Annotated in this window: 15 protein-coding genes and 1 pseudogene; 7 read left to right on the forward strand and 9 right to left on the reverse strand. The window is 69.5% G+C overall.

The window, feature by feature from the left end; genetic code table 11:
• Position 1: 1 nt before the first annotated feature.
• The 3 genes from AB0C96_RS38645 to AB0C96_RS38655 form a co-directional block, all read right to left on the reverse strand.
• On the reverse strand, positions 2 to 1,069 hold the full coding sequence (locus AB0C96_RS38645; RefSeq protein ID WP_362924406.1) for an NAD-dependent epimerase/dehydratase family protein: 1,068 nt from the start codon (positions 1,067 to 1,069) through the stop codon (positions 2 to 4).
• A gap of 17 nt (positions 1,070 to 1,086) precedes the next feature.
• A complete protein-coding gene (locus tag AB0C96_RS38650; RefSeq protein ID WP_362924407.1) occupies positions 1,087 to 3,273 on the reverse strand; it encodes a DUF362 domain-containing protein in 2,187 nt (728 codons plus the stop codon).
• Positions 3,274 to 3,719: 446 nt separating this feature from the next.
• The gene (locus AB0C96_RS38655; RefSeq protein ID WP_362924409.1) at positions 3,720 to 4,325 is read right to left on the reverse strand and encodes an ester cyclase; all 606 of its coding nucleotides are present in this window, start codon (positions 4,323 to 4,325) and stop codon (positions 3,720 to 3,722) included.
• A gap of 347 nt (positions 4,326 to 4,672) precedes the next feature.
• Between AB0C96_RS38655 and AB0C96_RS38660 the strand changes: the two are divergent.
• Positions 4,673 to 4,780: pseudogene (locus AB0C96_RS38660) on the forward strand (dipeptidase); the annotation flags it as partial.
• 91 nt (positions 4,781 to 4,871) lie between these two features.
• On the opposite strand, the gene AB0C96_RS38665 reads toward AB0C96_RS38660, so the two are convergent.
• Positions 4,872 to 5,504: a TetR/AcrR family transcriptional regulator gene (locus AB0C96_RS38665; protein WP_362924411.1), complete on the reverse strand. Its 633-nt coding sequence runs from the start codon at positions 5,502 to 5,504 to the stop codon at positions 4,872 to 4,874.
• A 502-nt stretch (positions 5,505 to 6,006) separates the two neighbouring features.
• Between AB0C96_RS38665 and AB0C96_RS38670 the strand changes: the two genes are divergently transcribed.
• Together AB0C96_RS38670 and AB0C96_RS38675 are read left to right on the forward strand one after the other, a co-directional pair.
• Positions 6,007 to 6,870: an alpha/beta hydrolase gene (locus AB0C96_RS38670; protein WP_362924412.1), complete on the forward strand. Its 864-nt coding sequence runs from the start codon at positions 6,007 to 6,009 to the stop codon at positions 6,868 to 6,870.
• Positions 6,871 to 6,872: 2 nt separating this feature from the next.
• The gene (locus tag AB0C96_RS38675; protein ID WP_362924432.1) at positions 6,873 to 7,880 is read left to right on the forward strand and encodes a VOC family protein; all 1,008 of its coding nucleotides are present in this window, start codon (positions 6,873 to 6,875) and stop codon (positions 7,878 to 7,880) included.
• A gap of 16 nt (positions 7,881 to 7,896) precedes the next feature.
• On the opposite strand, the gene AB0C96_RS38680 is transcribed toward AB0C96_RS38675, so the two are convergent.
• A complete protein-coding gene (locus tag AB0C96_RS38680) occupies positions 7,897 to 8,619 on the reverse strand; it encodes an IclR family transcriptional regulator (RefSeq protein WP_362924433.1) in 723 nt (240 codons plus the stop codon).
• Between the two features lie 192 nt (positions 8,620 to 8,811).
• Between AB0C96_RS38680 and mhpD the strand changes: the two genes are divergently transcribed.
• From mhpD to dmpG, 3 genes are read left to right on the forward strand one after another with little or no spacing between them, the layout of a single operon-like run.
• Positions 8,812 to 9,633: a 2-keto-4-pentenoate hydratase gene (mhpD, locus tag AB0C96_RS38685; RefSeq protein WP_362924414.1), complete on the forward strand. Its 822-nt coding sequence runs from the start codon at positions 8,812 to 8,814 to the stop codon at positions 9,631 to 9,633.
• Positions 9,630 to 10,577 carry an acetaldehyde dehydrogenase (acetylating) gene (locus AB0C96_RS38690; protein ID WP_362924416.1) on the forward strand — a complete coding sequence of 316 codons (948 nt, stop codon included), beginning with the start codon at positions 9,630 to 9,632 and terminating at the stop codon, positions 10,575 to 10,577. The genes mhpD and AB0C96_RS38690 overlap by 4 nt, the downstream gene beginning before the upstream one ends.
• Positions 10,574 to 11,605: a 4-hydroxy-2-oxovalerate aldolase gene (gene dmpG, locus AB0C96_RS38695; RefSeq protein WP_362924417.1), complete on the forward strand. Its 1,032-nt coding sequence runs from the start codon at positions 10,574 to 10,576 to the stop codon at positions 11,603 to 11,605. The genes AB0C96_RS38690 and dmpG overlap by 4 nt, the downstream gene beginning before the upstream one ends.
• Before the next feature lie 826 nt (positions 11,606 to 12,431).
• Here the strand turns inward: dmpG and AB0C96_RS38700 are convergent.
• Positions 12,432 to 12,851: a MarR family transcriptional regulator gene (locus AB0C96_RS38700; RefSeq protein WP_362924419.1), complete on the reverse strand. Its 420-nt coding sequence runs from the start codon at positions 12,849 to 12,851 to the stop codon at positions 12,432 to 12,434.
• A gap of 96 nt (positions 12,852 to 12,947) precedes the next feature.
• Between AB0C96_RS38700 and AB0C96_RS38705 the strand changes: the two genes are divergently transcribed.
• Positions 12,948 to 13,769 carry an SDR family oxidoreductase gene (locus AB0C96_RS38705; RefSeq protein WP_362924421.1) on the forward strand — a complete coding sequence of 274 codons (822 nt, stop codon included), beginning with the start codon at positions 12,948 to 12,950 and terminating at the stop codon, positions 13,767 to 13,769.
• Between the two features lie 260 nt (positions 13,770 to 14,029).
• Here the strand turns inward: AB0C96_RS38705 and AB0C96_RS38710 are convergent, their stop codons facing one another.
• From AB0C96_RS38710 to AB0C96_RS38720, 3 genes are all read right to left on the reverse strand, one after another.
• On the reverse strand, positions 14,030 to 15,373 hold the full coding sequence (locus tag AB0C96_RS38710) for an MFS transporter (protein ID WP_362924423.1): 1,344 nt from the start codon (positions 15,371 to 15,373) through the stop codon (positions 14,030 to 14,032).
• 304 nt (positions 15,374 to 15,677) lie between these two features.
• Positions 15,678 to 16,700 carry an ornithine cyclodeaminase family protein gene (locus tag AB0C96_RS38715; protein WP_362924425.1) on the reverse strand — a complete coding sequence of 341 codons (1,023 nt, stop codon included), beginning with the start codon at positions 16,698 to 16,700 and terminating at the stop codon, positions 15,678 to 15,680.
• Positions 16,701 to 16,794: 94 nt separating this feature from the next.
• Entirely contained in the window at positions 16,795 to 18,027 is a 1,233-nt protein-coding gene (locus tag AB0C96_RS38720) for a helix-turn-helix domain-containing protein (protein ID WP_362924427.1), read from the reverse strand.
• Between the last annotated feature and the right edge of the window lie 408 nt (positions 18,028 to 18,435).

Consider the following 18,435-nt stretch of genomic DNA (forward strand, 5'->3'; position numbering starts at 1 on the left):
GTCAGTTCAGCGCTCCGGCTTCCCCTTCCAGCTGCCGCGGAACCAGCTCCCGCGTGCCCGCCACCTCTGGATGCAGCCGCAGCCCGGACCTGACCCGGTCCGGCACATGCGGGCTGGTCACCAGCCAGCCGAGCGCCTCGGCGAGCGCCTGGCGCGCGGGCCGCGGCGTGTATCCCAGGGCAGCGGCTTTTTCGTGCCGGTACCAGTAGTACCGGCCCATCGTCCGGGCCTCCGCGCGGGTGGTCGAAGGGGGCCGGGCGCTCAGCACCGCCCGGATCTCCGCCAGCGTCGCCGCCAGGTACGCGCCGGTGTGCGTGGCGGTGGCCCACGGCCCGTGGGTGCCGCACAGCTCGGAGACGGTCTGATGGATGGTCCGCCACGCCCAGTTCTCACCGCCCAGCAGATAGCGTTCCCCGGCGGTGCCGCGCTCCGCGAGGAGTACGTGGCCGTCAGCGACGTCCCGGACGGAGACGATGTTGCATCCGCCCGGGTAGGTGGTGCGCAGTGGGTCGGTCAGATAGCGGGTGAGCAGCGCGTTGCTGGGTACCAGCCGCCAATCGGGCCCGCCGACGACGATGGTCGGGCAGGCGGCCACCACCTCCAACCCCAGTTCGGCGCCCAACGCGAGCGCTGCCCGTTCCTGCTCCAGCTTGGTGTCGAAGTAGTCCGGCAGATACTCCTCGCCGGGCATCCCGTTCTCGTCGCGGGGCGCCGGGCCGTCCGACGAGCCGCAGGTGACGGACGACGAGGTCACCACCACCCGCCGGACCCCTGCCGCCGCTGCCGCCCGCAGCACCTCACAGGTCCCCTCCACATTGGCCCGGGCCAGTTCCTCCCGGGTGATGTCCCAGTACGCGAACACGGCGGCGCAGTGGAACACCGTCTCGCAGCCCTCGAACGCGGGCCGCAAGGTGGCGGGGGCACGGAGGTCCGCGTGGACCACGGGGACGTCGAGCGCGCGCAGTTGCCGCGTGTCGCTGCTTCGGCGGACCAGCGCCGTCACCTCATGGCCGGCGCCCAGGAGGGCACGCACCACCTGGGCACCGACGAGTCCGGTGGCTCCGGTCACACACGCTTTCACAGTGACTACCTCGATCGCCTGTCCCGGGCCACGGCTTCGCGCAGCCCCTGCCAGAAACCGCTGACCGCGGGACGCAGCTCTTCCCGGAGCTCCTCCACCACTCCGAAACGGGACGGGACGTCCCCGGGCGCGACATGCCAGAAGCCGTCCGGCCCCAACCGTCCCGGCAGCCTCGACACGGCCACGGCCTGCGCTGCGACGCTCCGTACGAGCCGGGCGGCCTCGGTCAGACGCTGGGTGGGCAGCTCGGCGGCCAGCATGTCGTCATGCTCCTCCCAAGGGCGGCCAATCCGGTACGGCCGCCCCTCATACTGCGCCTCGAAGTTGTCGATCGTGCGGGTGAAGAACCGCTGGTAGGAGTCCTGCACCAGCGGGTCCCTGAGCTTCGGCCGGGTTTCCGGACGGAACACCTGCCAGGTCAGCGGCAACGTGAACCGCTGGCGTACCCGGACCACGATCCGGGTACGGTTTCGGCCGTCCGCCGGGAGAAAGACCACCGAACCGTCGTCGTACTCGGCGGAGCCGTTCGGGCTGTGGACCGTTCTCCAGGCGATCCGCTGCGATTGTTCCTCGTAGCGGATCGACTCAAGCTTGCAGACATCGATGGGTGGGCCGCCGTAGAACGACATGTAGTTCGGCTGCGCCAGATACAGATTGCGTTCGATCTGGCGGGTGGGCCGCCCCTGCGCGTCGCGGGACACCACGTGGACCCGTCCGCCCAGGTAGTCGGTCATGTAACTGATGGACTGGCTGATGTCCACCCGGCGCACGAACTCCGCGTACGGCGCATTGACGGTGCGTTCGCAACCGAAGAGGACCGAGCTGCCCAGGTGTTGCCACCGCATCAGCCAGGCATCCACGGGAAGCGCGTCGATGATCTCTTCTAACGGCTGGAGGAGACCGTTGATCCGGTCGAAGTCACGGTGGCTGTAGGCGTCCGGATCGATGGCGAGGGAGACGTCCCGGCGCCGGATCTTCTCCTTCCCGTACCCGGTCCGCCACGCACGTACGGTGGATGACGCGGAGGCGGCCGCCCCGATCACCGTGCAGAGGGCGGCGGAAGCCGCCGGGTTCTCGTCCGCGACGCGGATCAGCGTGGTGAGGAGGCGAGAAAGCCGTGCGAGCGCGGGATCGGTGATCTCCGCCGCGTCCGGAGCCACCTGCCAGGAGGCGATGCTGAACAACCGGTGGACCCGGCCGTCCGGGGCGAGTCGGCGCACCGCCTCGACCAGTGCTCTTGGAGGATTGCGCCATCCCTGGTACGGCGTCAGGTCTCCGTCGAGGTGATAGCCGTCCGGCAGCCCGCGTTCGCTGAGTACCCGCGCGTTGAGTGGCGATGAGACGGGATCGACGCGCATGAGCAGTGCCCCGACCATGTCCGCCAGCGCGCCGTCCGGCGCGGCGATGACCGTACCCGTTCCCAGTGGTTTGCCCACGTACGATCCAGCACACCCGTGACTGCTCACCACCGCGTCGATGATGTGGAAGTCCGGTGCGTAGGAACTCAGCAGATCCACGATGACCTCGGCGCCGTCGCGCCGTGCCCGGTAGTGATGGTGTTTGTCGGTGTGCGGCAGCACGCCCAACAGATTGGCCAGGCAGAGGGCGTACCCGAACTCCGGGTGGGTGCTGTTCTTGGCGATGTTGATGCGGAAGTCCGCCTCCAGCCAGGTACGCGCCATTCCACTGCCGTGCAGCACACTCGAAGCGGGAAACCCGGCCGGTTCGATGTCCTCGGACAGGTCCACGATCCGGTAGGCGTTGCCCCGTTGGGTGCGCTCGCCGTAGCCGAGCCGGCGACAGGTCTGAAGGAGCCCGGGGCCCTCGATCCACTCGTCCGGACCACAGCGGGCGGCTCCGACGGTGATGTTCCGGTAGCCCCTGTCACACAGCAGGTCGATGAGGTGCTCCACGAGCACGGCGCTGGCTGCGGTCGTCGGGTCGCCATAGGCGGATGCCCCCGGCGTCAGCATCACCGCCAACCCACCCGGATCGCCGGCCGCACGTTCGGCGAGCCGCTGCCACAGCCCGGCCCGGGCGACCGCGTCTGCCAGCAAACGCGTGGGCGGAAGCGGGCTGGTGCGGGTGGACCGGACCACGGCGGCGACGGTGGTCATGTCGTCCTTGGTGCTGGTGGACGAGACCGCACGCGACAGACCTACCGCGCCCTCGTCGTGGGAGATCCTCTCCATGGCCTCCGCCCAGGGGCGCGTCGTCCAATGGTGCACCCCGTCGACCCAACACCATCTGCCACATAACGACCAAACAGGTTCAAACATGATGCTACTGCATAGAAGGTAGATACATGGCGGGACGCGCTTGCGCCAAACGCGAATCATCGTCAGGCCAGAAGTGCGCGAGCGTGACAGGCGCACTGCGACTTGCGCGGCGCCGAGGTGAGGCCGTTCGCCGTCGCGGACGTAGGTGACCGGCTCACCGACGCCGAACGCCGGCAGGACCGCCGCGCCTTCGGCGTTCCGGCAGCGGAGGCGGCCGGGCGCCTGGTCCACGGCGAGGTGCTGGCGCGCTGGAACACCCTGCGGAGAAGGAGTGCGTCGCTCGCCGCGCCCGGTGGCGGCGATGCCTCACGCGCCTCTTCGTGGCCCAGCGGTTCCCGCGCCGCCGGGCCACGCACGGGTCAGGCGAGGCCGATCTGCTGGTAGAAGGTCAGGTTGTCCCAGAAGAGGAACTCCTCCTCCATCACTCCGCGCTTGTTCCAGATGCCGACCGTGGCCATGTTGATGGAGAACTTCTTGCCCGTCGGCTGGACGAAGCCGCCCTTGCCGTCCGGCATGGGACGTGTGAAGGTGCCCTGCATGACGCCGGTCACCGAGGTCAGGTTGTCCTTGGCGATGCGGATCGGGTGCTCGGTGATGCGCGTGTCCGGCGCCCAGACGAACTGGCTCTTCATGTCGGCGATGTGCCGGTCGATGCCGTCCGTGTAGTGGCCGTCGGGCCAGTGGACGCGGATGTTCTGTGCGTGGCTCTCACTGAGCCGGTCCCACTGCTGACCGGAGTAGACGACGAAGTCCAGCTCGTCGAACACCTCAAGGTGCTTGCGCTCCGTATCAGTCAGGTGGGTCGGCCAAAGCGATTCGGCCTGCGGGGTGGAGGCCGGATCGCCGAGCAGTTCCCGGCTGCCCGTGGCCGCGGCTGCCAGGGCGGTTCCGCTGGCTACCGCGGTGATGGCGAGGACGCCCAGGGCGGCGCCTCCGCCTCGGAGGACGTTGCGGCGGTCGATCATGTCGATTCCTTGTCTACAAGATCACGCTAGGGAGAGGGGGGACGCACTGTTGAAACTTCAACCGCATCGACCATAGGTGAATGTAGTTGAGAGTTCAAGCATGTCGGCTGTCCCGGCTCTCCCATGCGGTCAAACGCCTGGAGAAGGAGGGCCGGCTTCACCGCACCGCTGATGCCGTCGATGGCCGCTTCACCCTCGCGGTCCTCACCGACGAGGGCCGGGACAAGGCCGTGGACACCGCCCCGGCCATGTCGCGGAGGTGCGCCGCCTGGTGTCCACCCCGCTCGCCAAGGCCCAGCGGAGGCAGCTGCGCGAGATTGGCCGTCGCATCAACAACGCCACCGTTCGCCGGCTTCATCAACCACCCCACCGAGCGGTGGCACCGGCCCTATGGCGACCGGTACTGGGCACTGATCACCGAGGCCGACAGCGCCATCTACGGACCGGCCCGACCACCGCGAACCAGCGAGACCTCAGCACACGGTCACCGACACCCCCGGGAATCGAGAGTGTCACCGTCCGGCCCCGGTCACCGTCCGGCCCCGGTCACCTTCCGGCCCCGGCCGCCATGCGGCGTGCCGCATCGTGCACCGACTGGGCGTGCAGTTCGAACATCGCCATCAAGTTGATGGCGCCCCCGGTGATCTCCCGCTGCACGAACAGGCCGTCGGCGCCCGCGATGGCGTACGTCGTGAGCGTGTGGATCTCGGCCTCGTCCAGCTCGGGGAAGAGGGTCTGGAGCGTCTCGGCGATCTTCCGGCGCGCGACTCCCCTGACCTGGAGGAACACGGTCCGGCCTCGGGGCTCGGTGGGGCGCCGCTCCAGGGCGAGCATGAGCCCGAGGCGTAGGAAGTCGGGCGCGTCGACCAGTGACTTGGCCACGTTCGCGGCCATGGAGGTGAGCCGCTCCAGGGACGTGCCAGTCTCCTCGCCCGGCAGTTCGACCGCGGCGAGCCAGCTGTCGAAGCTGCGCTCGATGACCGCGGCGATCAGATCGTCCTTGTCCTTGAAATGCCAGTAGATCGAGCTCGCGGGCAGCCCGCACTTGGCGCTGACGGCCGCGATGGACGTGCCCTCGTACCCGCGCTCACCCGCGATCTCCACGGCGGCGTCGAGGATGCGCTGTCGCGACTCCATTCCGTTCGCCCGCTTCCGGCGCGTCGTTTGGGGCCCGGTCATGGCACTTCCCTCCTGTTGTGCCGGCCCTTGACCGTATCCGGCGTCGAGCTTACTGTAGCGTTCATTCCAATTGGAGTGAACGCTACAGTAAGAGTCACGAGCGAGACGGCGACAGTCAGATGGCTGGTGAGAGAAGTCGGCGCCAGAAACGGCGGCGGAGACGCATGCCTACGACGTTGGCGGTGATCGGGTACCCCACGGGGTGACCGCACCTGCTGGGCATGGGCCCCAGGATCGTCGTCCTGGGGCGCGATGCCGGGGTTTCGCCTCGCGCCCGGTCCACCTCACCGGAGTCCGGCAGCTGGATCCCCGGCCGCGGATCACCAGGGAAAGCGTCCTGCTGCCCTGGACGACCACCCGCCGCACGGCCGCCTTCGCCCTGCGACCCCACGTCTACGTCTGCGCAGCCGCCTCCGCGCACCCGACACCCGCCGCCCCAGCGGGCTCGGCCCAGCCGCCGCACCCCGCCCGACCGCGACACCGCCCAGTGAGGACCGACACCATGACCCCGCAGACCGGCCTGCCGACGATGCAGGAGACGACGTACGACATCGGCGGAAAGAAGATCTTCACCGCGGAGACGGGCGACGGCCCGCCCGTGCTCCTGCTGCACGGCGGCGGCCCCGGCGCCTCCGGTGTATCCAACTACGCCCGCAACATTGCCGAGTTGGCCAAGGAGTACCGGGTCATCGTGCCCGATCTGCCCGGCTACGGGCGCAGCACCAAGGGCGTCGACGGTACCGACCCCTTCGGCTACCTGGCCGACGGCATCCGCGGCCTGTTGGACGAACTCGGCCTGGACAAGGCCCATCTGGTCGGCAACTCCTACGGCGGTGCCTGCGCCCTGCGGCTGGCCCTGGACACCCCTGAACGGGTCGACCGCATGGTGCTGATGGGCCCCGGCGGGATCGGCAACACCCGCGCCCTGCCCACTCCCGGGCTCAAGTGCCTGCTCGACTACTACACCGGCGACGGCCCCTCGCGGCTGAAGCTGGAGAGGTTCATCCGCAACTACCTCGTCTTCAACGCCGCGGAGGTCCCGGACTCCGCCATCGAGGAGCGCTACCAGGCCAGCATCGACCCGGACGTGATCGCCTCTCCGCCGCTGCAACGCCCCGCCGGGCTGCGCACCTTGTGGAAGATGGACTTCACCCGCGACCCACGCTTGAACCGACTGCCTGTGCCCACCCTCGTCCTGTGGGGCGCGAAGGACAAGGTCAACCGGCCGTCCGGCGGCCGGATGCTGGCCGACCGCATGCCCAACTGCGACCTGTACCTCGTCGCCAACACCGGACACTGGGTGCAGTTCGAACGCACCGACCTGTTCAACCGCCTGTGCGCCGACTTCCTGGCCGGCCGCCGATGACCATGCATGACGCCCCGTCCGTCTTCGGCGCCGTCCACCTCGGATACATCGTCATCGAGACCAGCCGCTTCGCCGACTGGCGCCGCTTCGGCACCGATGCCATCGGCATGCACCACGACGCCCTCTCCCGCGACCTGATGCGCTTCCGCCTCGACGACCGGGAATGCCGCTTCCTCATCCGGCGTGGCCCCGCCGAGGACGTCGTCGCCACCGGCTGGCACATCGACGACCACACCGCCTTCGAACGCATCGAGGCCCGCATCCGCGCCCATGGCGTTCCCCTCACCGTCGGCACCGATGAGGAGGCCGCCCTGCGCGGCGTCGAGCGTCTGCTGCGTTTCCCCGGCCCCAAGGGCATCACACAGGAGATCTGCACCACCCCGGCGAAGTCGGCCCAGCCGCTGCGCATGCTCGCCTCAGGCTTCGTCACCGGCTCCGGCGGCATGGGTCACATCGCGCTGACCTCCACCAAGCCGGCGCAGACTCGGGGTTACTTCAACACCGTCTTCGACGCCCGCCTGACCGACTACATCGACGAGACCATCAGCGGCGTCAAATTCAAGATTCGCTTCCTACGCGTCAACGAGCGCCACCACTCCATCGCGGTCGCTGCCACCCGCGGCCTGCCGATCGACCCGATCCAGACCCGCGTGCAGCACCTCAACATCCAGGCCGCCACCCTCGACGACGTGGCCAAGAGCTACATGCGCGTGCACGAACTCGGCTTCGACATGGCCCTGTCCGTCGGCCAGCACACCAACGACAAGGAACTCTCCTACTACGCCCGCACCCCATCGGGCTTCGAGTGGGAGGTCGGCTGGAACCCCGTCGTCATCGACGAGACCACCTGGGAGCCCACCACTCACCAGGGCATCAGCATCTGGGGCCACCTCCCGGTCGGCCGGACCATCATCGACAAACTCGCCCAGTTCCAGGCCGGGGCCCGCTCCCTGGGCCGTCCGGAGAGCACGGTTCCGTCGTTGAGTGGCGCAGGCATTCCCGGCGACTGACGAGTCCACCGCCCGATCACGTGCCGGAGCGCAACGCACGTGACAGCCCCAACGCGGCGGTCCGTACCGCCGGAGCGAGCTGGGCGGGCCGGAAGCGGCTGCGGGGCACGGCGACCGACAGCGCCGCCACCGCCACCGCCCCGTCGAAGACGGGTGCCGCGATGCAGCTGACGCCCAGGGTGGCCTCTTCCTCCTCGTAGGCCAGGCCCGCGACCTGAGCCTGCTCGATGGCGGTGCGCAGCCGCTCCGGATCGGTGACCGAATGCGGCGTGAGGCTGGGGAGGGGGGCGTCCAGCACCTCCTCCGCCAGCGCCGCGCCGGAGAAGGCCAACAGCGCCTTGCCGACGCCGGTGCAGGTCAGGGGAAGGCGACCACCGATCCGGGAGGGCAGCTGTAGGGCGCCATGACCGTGGATGCGCTCCACGTAGACCACCTCGTGGCCTTCGCGCACCCCCAGATGGACGGTCTCGTGCGTGGCCTCGAACAGGTCCTGCAGAAAAGGCAGGGCCGCCTCGCGCAGATCATGCCGGCGCGGCACGAGCGAGCCGAGTTCGAAGAGCTTGCCGCCGAGCCGGTAGTTCTCCGCATCGCGTTCGAGCAGACCGAGCCGGACCAGTTCACCACACAGCCGGAACGCCGTGGTCTTGGTCAGACCTGTACGCACGGAAAGTTCCGTGAGACGGAACGATCCGCCGTCCGGTCGGAAGCAATCCAGGATCGCCATTGCCTTGTCCAGCATGTTCCCCTGCGCGCTGTTCCGTGTCATAGAACATATTTTGCCGTTGCTCATGATGCGCGTCTATACCTGGCATGCGTCACAGCGATGGCCGGCACACCCGTATCGAGCCCCTCACCAGCTCCGCTCCCTTCCGGAGGTAACCCGCATGCCCATCCCGCAGTCTCTTCGCACCGCTCCCGGCAGGGGCGAAGCATGAGCGCCCACGAGTCCGCCGGTGCGGTGGCCGAGGTGGCGGCCGTCCTGGACGAAGCCGCCCGCGCCGGCGTCCCGTGCCCCCCGGTGCGTCATCTGCTGCCCGAGGCGGACGTCGAGGCCGCCTACGCGGTGCAGCGCCTGAACGTCGAGCGAGGCATCGCCGCCGGCCGGCGTCCGGCAGGCCGGAAGATCGGCCTGACCTCGCCCGCCGTGCAACGCCAACTCGGTGTCGACCAGCCTGACTTCGGCGCCCTGTTCGCCGACATGGCGGTGGCCGAAGGGCAGCCGATCGCCCCCGGCCGGCTGTTGCAGCCGAAGATCGAGGCGGAGGTCGCCCTGGTGCTCGGCGCGGACCTGCCGCACCGGGACCCGACCGTCGCCGACCTGCTGCGTGCCACGGCGTTCGCCCTGCCCGCGCTGGAGATCGTCGACAGCCGCATCGCCGACTGGGACATCAGCATCGTCGACACGGTTGCCGACAACGCCTCCTGCGGCCTGTTCGTCCTCGGCGGCACCCCCGTACCGCTGGACCGGGTCGATCTGCGCGACGTACGGATGACCCTGACCAGGAACGGCGAGACGGTCTCACAGGGCACCGGCGCCGACTGCCTGGGCAGCCCGCTCACCGCCGCCCTCTGGCTCGCCTCCACGCTCGTCGGCCTGGGCGACCCACTGCGGGCCGGCGACATCGTCCTGACCGGCGCGCTCGGCCCGATGGCCGTCGCCGCCGAAGGCGACGAGTTCACCGCCCATATCGAAGGACTCGGCACGGTCTCCACCGCGTTCGCCACCTCCGCCACGGAAGGAATCCGAGCATGACCACGAAGGTCGCCGTCATCGGCTCGGGCAACATCGGCACCGACCTCATGATCAAAATTCTGCGGCTCTCCGACTCTCTGGAGATCGCCGCCATGGCCGGCATCGACCCCGGCTCCGACGGCCTGGCCCGCGCCCGACGACTGAAGGTTGCGACCACCCACGAGGGCGTGGACGGCCTGGTCGAAATGGACGAATTCGCGGACGTGTCCCTCGTCTTCGACGCCACCTCCGCCGGCGCGCACAAGCGCCACGACCAGGTCCTGCGCACACTGGGACGCACGGTCGTCGACCTCACCCCCGCCGCGCTCGGCCCGTACGTCGTGCCGCCGGTCAACGGCGACGCCCATCTGAACGCGCCCAACGTCAACATGGTCACCTGCGGCGGGCAGGCCACCATCCCCATAGTGGCCGCCGTCGCCGCCGTGACCCCGGTCCACTACGCGGAGATCGTCGCCTCCCTCTCCTCCCGCTCCGCGGGCCCCGGCACGCGGGCCAACATCGACGAATTCACCGAGACCACCTCGTCGGCCATCGAGCAGGTCGGCGGCGCGGCCCGCGGCAAGGCCATCATCGTCCTCAACCCCGCCGAACCGCCCCTCATCATGCGGGACACCGTGCACTGCCTCGTCGGCGACTGCGACGACGCCGCCGTGACCACCTCCGTGGAGGAGATGGCCGCACGCGTCCAGACGTACGTCCCCGGCTATCGCCTCAAGCAGAAGGTGCAGTTCGAACGCGTCGCCATCGACGACCCACTGCGCTCCCTCCTCCCGGCCGCCTCCCGGTCCGGCCAGGCCGCCAAGGTGTCCGCGTTCCTCGAAGTGGAGGGCGCCGCCCACTACCTGCCCGCCTACGCCGGCAACCTCGACATCATGACCTCGGCCGCCCTGCGCACCGCCGAGCGCATGGCCGCCCATCACACCACGAAGGTGGTTTCCCCATGACCGCGCCCCAGCCGAACACCCTGTACATGCAGGACGTGACCCTCAGGGACGGCATGCACGCCGTCCGCCACCGCTACACCGTCGAACAGGCCCGCACCATCGCCGCCGCACTCGACGTCGCCGGGGTCGCCGCGATCGAGATCGCCCACGGCGACGGCCTGTCCGGCTCCAGCATCACCTACGGCGTCGGCGCCCACACGGACTGGGAGTGGATCGAGGCCGTCTGCGACACCGTGACCCACGCGGTGCCCACCACCCTGCTCCTGCCCGGCATCGGCACCCTGCACGACCTGCGCCGCGCACATGCGCTCGGCATCCGCTCGGTGCGCGTCGCCACCCACTGCACCGAGGCCGACATCTCCGCCCAGCACATCGCCGCCGCCCGCGACCTGGGCATGGACGTGGCCGGCTTCCTGATGATGTCCCACCTGGCCGACCCCGCCGAACTGGCCCGGCAGGCCAGGTTGATGGAGTCCTACGGCGCGAACTGCGTCTACGTCACCGACTCGGGCGGCCACCTCACCATGGACGGCGTACGCGACCGTGTCCGCGCCTACCGCGACGTCCTCGCCCCGTCCACCGAGCTGGGAATCCACGCCCACCACAACCTCGGGCTGGGTGTGGCCAACTCGGTCGTCGCCGTCGAGAACGGCGTCACCAGAGTCGACGCCTCCCTCGCCGGCCAGGGAGCCGGAGCGGGCAACTGCCCCCTGGAGGCGTTCGTCGCGGTCGCCGAGCTGACGGGCTGGCAGCACGGCTGCGACCTGTTCCCCCTGATGGACGCCGCCGACGACGTCGTACGCCCCCTCCAGGACCGCGAGGTGCGGGTGGACCGCGAGACCCTCACCCTCGGCTACGCGGGCGTGTACTCCAGCTTCCTGCGCCATGCCGAGACGGCCGCCCACCACTACGGCATCGACACCCGCGCAATCCTCATCGAGGTCGGTCGCCGCAAGCTGGTCGGCGGCCAGGAAGACATGATCAGCGATATTGCCCTCGACCTCGCCGCAACCCGCAGCACCGCCTGACGGCGACCCGCAGCAGAGGACGGCAGATCCGGACGATGCCGGCGCTGCCCCACCACAGAAACCCCACATGCATATCGAGCGCATCCGAAAGATCGCGTCAGCCTCGATCCACCGAGCAACGGCCGCTCCAGGACCTGGACATGAAGGCGACAACAGCGGCGGAGTGAACCCGGCCACGAAGGTGATGCCGCTGGTGACGGCGGTGTGCGCCTCGGCGACGTCATCGAGGACGCCGACCGATTGCGGCACGGCGCGGTGCCCCGTCGTTGTCCGCGAGCCGCCGTCCCCTCTCGCATCGGGCGCCAAAGGCACCCGCGGGGACGGTCGTTAGGGTGGCTACGGACAGGTCAAACGCCTGGAGCAGGGAAACCCGCGGCCGGGTGAGACCCTACGATCAGCGGCTGAAGCGCAACATTCGCTCTGGTCCCGGATCGACGCCATGAGGGAGTCCATGCGCTGTGATCTCGGTGCAACCGACGAGCTCCCGCACTCGGTCATCCCGAATCGTGAGCAGCTTGAGGCTGTGCGTCATGATTTTGGCGTGTCTGAGGAGCCATGAAGGTGATCTCGTATCGCCCTGTTCGGGCCTGAGCGAGTGCGAGGTTGTGCACGTGGGCGACACCACCGGCCGCGGCCACTGACCTGCCGGCCCCGGCTCTCACGCGCGTGCCGGCAGCGGAGGGCCTGCGGAGCGGAGGTCCCTCCGCTCCGCAGGCCCTGATCCCTTGTCGCCGCCCTCAGCTGTGGCTCAACCGGCTTGGCCGTGTCCCAGCGGTCGACTGCCGGAGTCGACTGCCGGAGTCGTTCCGACCTCCACCGGCGGGCGTCAAGCGTCCAGTACCAGTTGCAGCAGCTCACGCAAGGAATCGCGCTGCTCCGTGCTGAGCTGGGCCAGCGGGGCGGCGGCGAAGGGCATCCGGGTGCGGATGTCGGTGACGACGGTGCGGCCGGCCTCGGTGGCGGCGACGCGCTTGACGCGGCGGTCGCCCGGGTCGAGGCTGCGCTCGGCCAGGCCGCGGGACTCCAGACGGTCGATGATCGCGGTCACGTTGGAGGGCTCCGCGTGCAGCCGGTCGGCGATGCGGCGCGTCGGGACCGGCTCTTCGGCGGCGAGCAGCGCCTTGGCCTGGAGCGGGGTCAGCCCGTGGACGGTCGCGGCGGCCTCGGCCTCCTGGGTGTAGCGGCGGGTGATGGCCGCGAGGAGGCCGACGATCTCCTTGGTCAGCTCATCCGGTGCTTGGGACATGCCGTTCAGTCTACCGACGTGCTTGACAAAGTGAAATAACGGCTCCCATAGTTATGAGCAACATTAGTTATGCTCCATAAGTAGATGGGTCCGAAGATGAGCACCAAGACCGTCCTGATCACCGGCACCTCCTCCGGTATCGGTCTGGCCACCGCCGTCGCCGCCGCGCGAAGCGGCTGGCACGTGATCGCCACCATGCGCGACACCACCAAGGCGAGCGCGCTGCGGGCGGCGGCGGAGGAAGCCGGAGTCACCGTCGACGTCCGGGCCCTGGACGTGACCGACCCGGCCTCGGTCGAGGCGTGCCTGGCCGGCCTCGACCGGCTGGACGCGCTGGTCAACAACGCCGGCGCGGGCCACCTCGGCACCCTTGAGCAGGAGAGCGTCGAGGACGTGCGGGCCGTCATGGAGGTCAACTTCTTCGGCGTGCTGCACGTCACCAAGGCCGCCATGCCCCTGCTGCGGGCGAGCAAGGGCCGTGTGATCACCGTGACCAGCGTCGGCGGAGTGATCGGCCAGCCTTTCAACGAGGCATACTGCGCCGCCAAGTTCGCGGTCGAGGGCTTCATGGAGTCCCTCGCGCCGGTTGCGGCGACGGCCGGCGTGTCCGTCAGTGTGGTCGAGCCGGGGGCAGTGGCCAGCGAGTTCGTCAGCAATGTGGGCGTCCGCGACGACGTGCTGGAACAGGCCGGGCCGTACGCCCCCGCGCTGTCCGCCTACCTGACCCGCACCCGCGGTGCCTTCGCCAACGCACAGACGCCGCAGGACGTGGCAGCGCAGATGGTCGAACTGCTGGCGGCCGAGCGGCCCGCCTTCCGGCTGCTCACCTCGGACGCCGCGCGAGACTTCGTCGGACCGAAGCTCAAGGACCTCGATGGTGCGTCCGTGCAGACGATGACCAAGGGTTGGGTGGCCTAGGAACTCCGGCAGGGCACATTGCCCGCTCGCTCGACCGGGCAGTTGTCCGGCATCGGGCGGGCGGCAGTGGCCACGCGCCACCGTGCCGTCGGCCTCGTACACGCCCACGGTGTGGCCGGGGAAGCCGTTGGGCGCGCTGGCTTGTGACGATGCGCAACCCTTGGCGAGCAGGCGCGAAGCGGGCCTCTGCCCGTAGTGACAGGCTGAGGCCCGCTTCGTTCCCTCGGGAAGTGCGCCGCGCCGGGTAGTCCCCGTAGGCGTTATCCGGCACCGGCGGTCGCCGGAGTGCCCAGGGCGGCGGATTCGTGCAGGGCCAGGCCACGGGTCTCCGGAGCCCAGCGCATCGAGAGGAGGGCCCCGAACAGCGTGATGGCCGCCGCGGTGAGCATCGTCGTGCCGATTCCCCACGAGGTGAGGGCGAGCGGGACGAGATACGTACCGACCGCCGCGCCGATCCGGCTCAGTGAGGAGGCGAGGCCGACGGCGGTTCCCCGGATCTCGGTGGGAAACAGCTCGTTCGGGTAGATCCACTGGAGGTTTTGGGTGCCGCCGATGAGGACGGCGTAGGCGGCGAACAAGGTCATGATCACGGGGGCTGGGGCGGAGGGGAACAGGCCGAGCAGCAGGAGTGCCAGACCGGACCAGGTGAAACTGTGGATGATCAGGGCCCGCCGGCCCATGCGGTTGATGACCACCATGGCGAGTACGCAGCCGACCACGAAGAAGACCGTGATCAGGGCCGAGCCGATGTTGGCCAGGCTGCCGGCCAGGTGGAGCGCGCCGAGGATGCGTGGCCCGAAGGCGTACACCGCGAAGAGGGGCACGATCGAGCACGTCCAGAAGGCGCTGACGAACAGCATGCGTCCCAGGTATCCGGACCGCCACAGCAGCATCAGGCCGGCGTTCTCGCCCTTTTCCTCGGGAAGGTCCGCGATGCCGGCCTCGCTGCCGAACACCTTGCGCATGACGGCATTGGCCTCGTCGACGCGGCCCTTCTTGGCCAGCCAGCGCGGCGACTCGGGGGTGCCCAGCCGAAGCAGCACGATGGCGGTGGCGGGCAGTGCGGCGCTGGCGAGCATCCACCGCCAGCCGCCGTCGCCGACGGACAGCAGGGCCTCGCCGACGACATAGGCGGTCGCCGCGCCGACGAACCACATCACCATCAGCCCGCCGAGCAGCGGTCCCCGGTAGCGGCGCGGGGTGAACTCGGCCAGCAGCGAGGTGGCGATCGGGTAGTCGGCGCCCACGGCCATGCCGATCAGCAGGCGCAGGACGAACAGCCACACCGGATCGGAGGCCCAGAACTGCGCGACGGAACATCCGATGATGGCGATGAGGTCGATGGTGTAGAGCATCTGCCTGCCGAACTTGTCGGTCAGGTACCCGCCGAGGAAGGCGCCACAGAAGATGCCTACGAGGGCAGAAGCGCCGATCAGGCCCTGGGCGGTGTCGGAGAGGTGCATCTGCGGCCCCAGTTGCACCAGGGCGACGCCGACGATGCTCAGGACGTAGCCGTCGAGGAAGGGGCCTCCCGAGGAGTACAGGGCGAGTCTTTTGTGGAATCTGCTCAGGGGGGCGTCGTCCAGGACACTTGATGCGGTCATGGTGAACTCCTGTGCCGGTCCGGGCGGGTCGGTCGATGGGGGGGAGGCAGGGGTGGGTGGGGCGGGGTACTTCGGCGGTGTCTCGTGCGGGGCCTGGTGGTTCGGCGGTTCGGCTCGGACCGGGGACAGGCCGGGCTGACGGCGGCATGGCCGGGGACGGATGACATGCCGACCGGCCCGGCACACCCGGATCGGGCGAGGCGGCCCTGCCATGGCCGGCGATATCGGCTGAGGGATCGCGTCCCTGAACGCGGCAGGTGCTCAGCGGCACGGCCCCGGTCTCCGTCGCCCGCCCACCCGGAGGTCAGAGGGGGAGCCGCAACCCGACACCGCGCTCCAGCGCGCGGTGCATGATCGCGTGACCCACCGCGATGTCGCAGACGGCCATGCCGATGTTGCTGTTGACGATGATCTCGTCGGCGTTCTCCCGGCCGGGCTTCACCCCGGCCAGCACCTCGCCGGTCTCGGCGACGACCTCGGGCAGGCCGTCGGGGAAGTAACCCATCGACGCGAACAGCTCGTGCTCCTCGACGCTGTCGACGATGTACTTGTCAGCGCGGTGGGAAGTGCGGGGATCCCAGAAGGTGTTCAGGTCGCACGGGAGGATCGTCTGTCCGGCGGTGACCCACTCGTCCTTCACCACCGCGAGCGGCTCCCGCAGGATGACCGTCGCCGAACTCAGCACTTCCGCACTCTTGGTGACCGCCTCGGCCGACTCACCCTTGATGATCCGCACGCCCAGTTCGGGCTGGAGTTGCGTGATCAGGGCATCCGCGGCGGCCTCGTTGGCGTCATGGACGTAGACCGTCTCCAGCCTGGGCAACGCCAGGGCCGCGTAGCGGACGTGTTCCCTTCCCTGCACGCCACAGCCGAACATCCCGAACGTGGTGGCGCCGGGGTGCAGCGCCGCGGCGGCCAGAACCGTCACCGCCGGGGTACGCATCGCGGTCAGCCACGCCGAGTCCATGACGGCCAGCGGCACACCGGATTCCACATCGTTGAGCACAAGCAGCCCGGTGGTCTGCGGAAGACCGAACCTGCGCGGGTTGTCCGGGTAGCACTCGATCCACTTCGCGCCCACGATCCCCGGCCCCGGCAAGTAGGCCGGCATGGCGTGGTAGAAGACGTTGTCGTACGGGTGGACACCGATCTTGGCCGGCATCTCGTAGCGGCGGTGACCGTGCTCGACCAGGGCCTGGCGGGTCAGCTCCACAACGGCGTCCCGCGTCAGTTGCAGGTGTTCAACGTCGTGTCGGGACAGGTAGAGCAGCTCCGAGCCGAGGTTCAGCTGGTCAGCGATGCGCTGTCGGTCCGCGGGGAAGGTCATGTGAGGGTTCCTTCGCGATCGATCCTCACCCGGGGCCATCGCCCGGGTTCGGCGCAGTCTCCAACCGCCCGGCCCCCGCCCACATCGTCGCGGGTTAGGAACTTCCCCGCTGAGCGTCCTCTCCCTGTAGCAAAGCCGGGATGCCACTGTTGAGGAGGCGCTGCATCTTCAGACCCAGGTGCAGGGTCAACCGGTCACGGCCGTTCTTCAGGTCCCACCCGGTCTTGCTCTCGACCTGGGCCAGCCGGTAGTAGAGCGTCGTCCGGTGGATGGTCAGTTGCTCGGAGGCGGCCGCGGTGTCCCCGGCGGCGTCCAGGAACACCTCGGCGGTGTGGGCCAGGGAGTCGGTGCGTGCGCCGGTGCTGAGATCGGCGATCTGCGGCGGTACCACCAGCTCCGGAGAGGTCATCGCGGCGAGCATGAGCGGGCCGTAGACGCCGGTGTCCCGCCAGGAGACGACCGGTGCCAGCTCCGGCAGCTCGGCAGCGGCGAACGCCGCCAGCACCGCCTGACGCAACAGATCGGGAGCCTCGTCGAGCCGGCCGGCGTTGCTCAGACCGATGAAGACACCGCCGTCTTCCGCACCCCGCTGCCGCGCCCCCTGCCGCACCTCCTCGGCCCACCATGCCGCCGCCCGCTCCACCCCCTGTCGGCCGGCGACGAGGACCACGCCGCGCTCCCCCACCGCAGCCGTGAGGGCCCGGCACGACGGCTCGTCGCGGCCGCGCCCACTGGTGACATCGGCGATCACGGCGGCGACCGCCTCGGGGTCCGTGGTCGCCTCGGCGACGATGACCACGACCTCGTCCTCCGCACCGACAAGCCCCTGGTCGACCAGGTCTCCCGCGGCGCGGGCGGAGCCCTCTCCCCCGCGCAGGAGGCCGGTCACCAGGGCCCGGCGCCGCTGCTCCTCCTCAGTCACCTGGAGCGACCGCTCCCGAAGGCGCGCCGACAACTGCACCACGCAGTCGCCCACCACCTCGTCGAAGCGCTCTGCGTGCGCGTCGATCAGCCACAAGTAACCAAGCAGCCGCCCATGATCACGAATCGGATAGCACCGCCGGTCCTTGAGCCCGAGAGACGGATTGGCGGGAATCGACCGGGGTGTGGCAGAAGTGGCGATGCCGAAGCCGTTGAGGTACTCGGCAACGGGGGTCGGCAGCCGCCGGGACAGCACCACGTCGATACGGAGCCGGTCCTCGTCCCCGTAGTGACGGCTGCACACGATGAGGCTGCCGCGCTCGTCATCCACGGCGACCGAATGCTGGATGCGGGCGGCGAGCGAGTCGACCAGCCGCTGGATCGCGTCGGTGTAGGGCAGGACCACTGCAACTCCCGCTATGGATGAACGTCGTACACAGGTGCAACATAGCCCCTGAAGAAGCCCCCTGGTCGCCGTGAAGCGCACGGTCGGCCCCTGAACCGGGTGGAGTCACCTGCGCCGGTGCAGACCACGGCCGCGACCTGAACGCGGCCGTCCGCAACTCCTGGGTCGCCGGCCCCGGCGCCCGCCGGCATCGCATGACCGGCGGCATCGCATGACCGGCGGCATCCACGACGCGTACGACCTCGCGCCGACCCTGACGACCGCCGCCCGCCGCCCGCCGCCCGCCGCCGCACCACTGCCGCACCACCGGTGACACAATGACTGCCATGTCCAAGCCCCCCGGAACCCGGCAGAGCATCATCGACGCCGTCCTGCGCATCATCGGTGAGGACGGCGTCGCCGCGGTCA

Origin of the sequence: Streptomyces sp. NPDC048506, from assembly GCF_040651315.1 — a bacterium.
Taxonomy (GTDB): Bacteria; Actinomycetota; Actinomycetes; order Streptomycetales; family Streptomycetaceae; genus Streptomyces.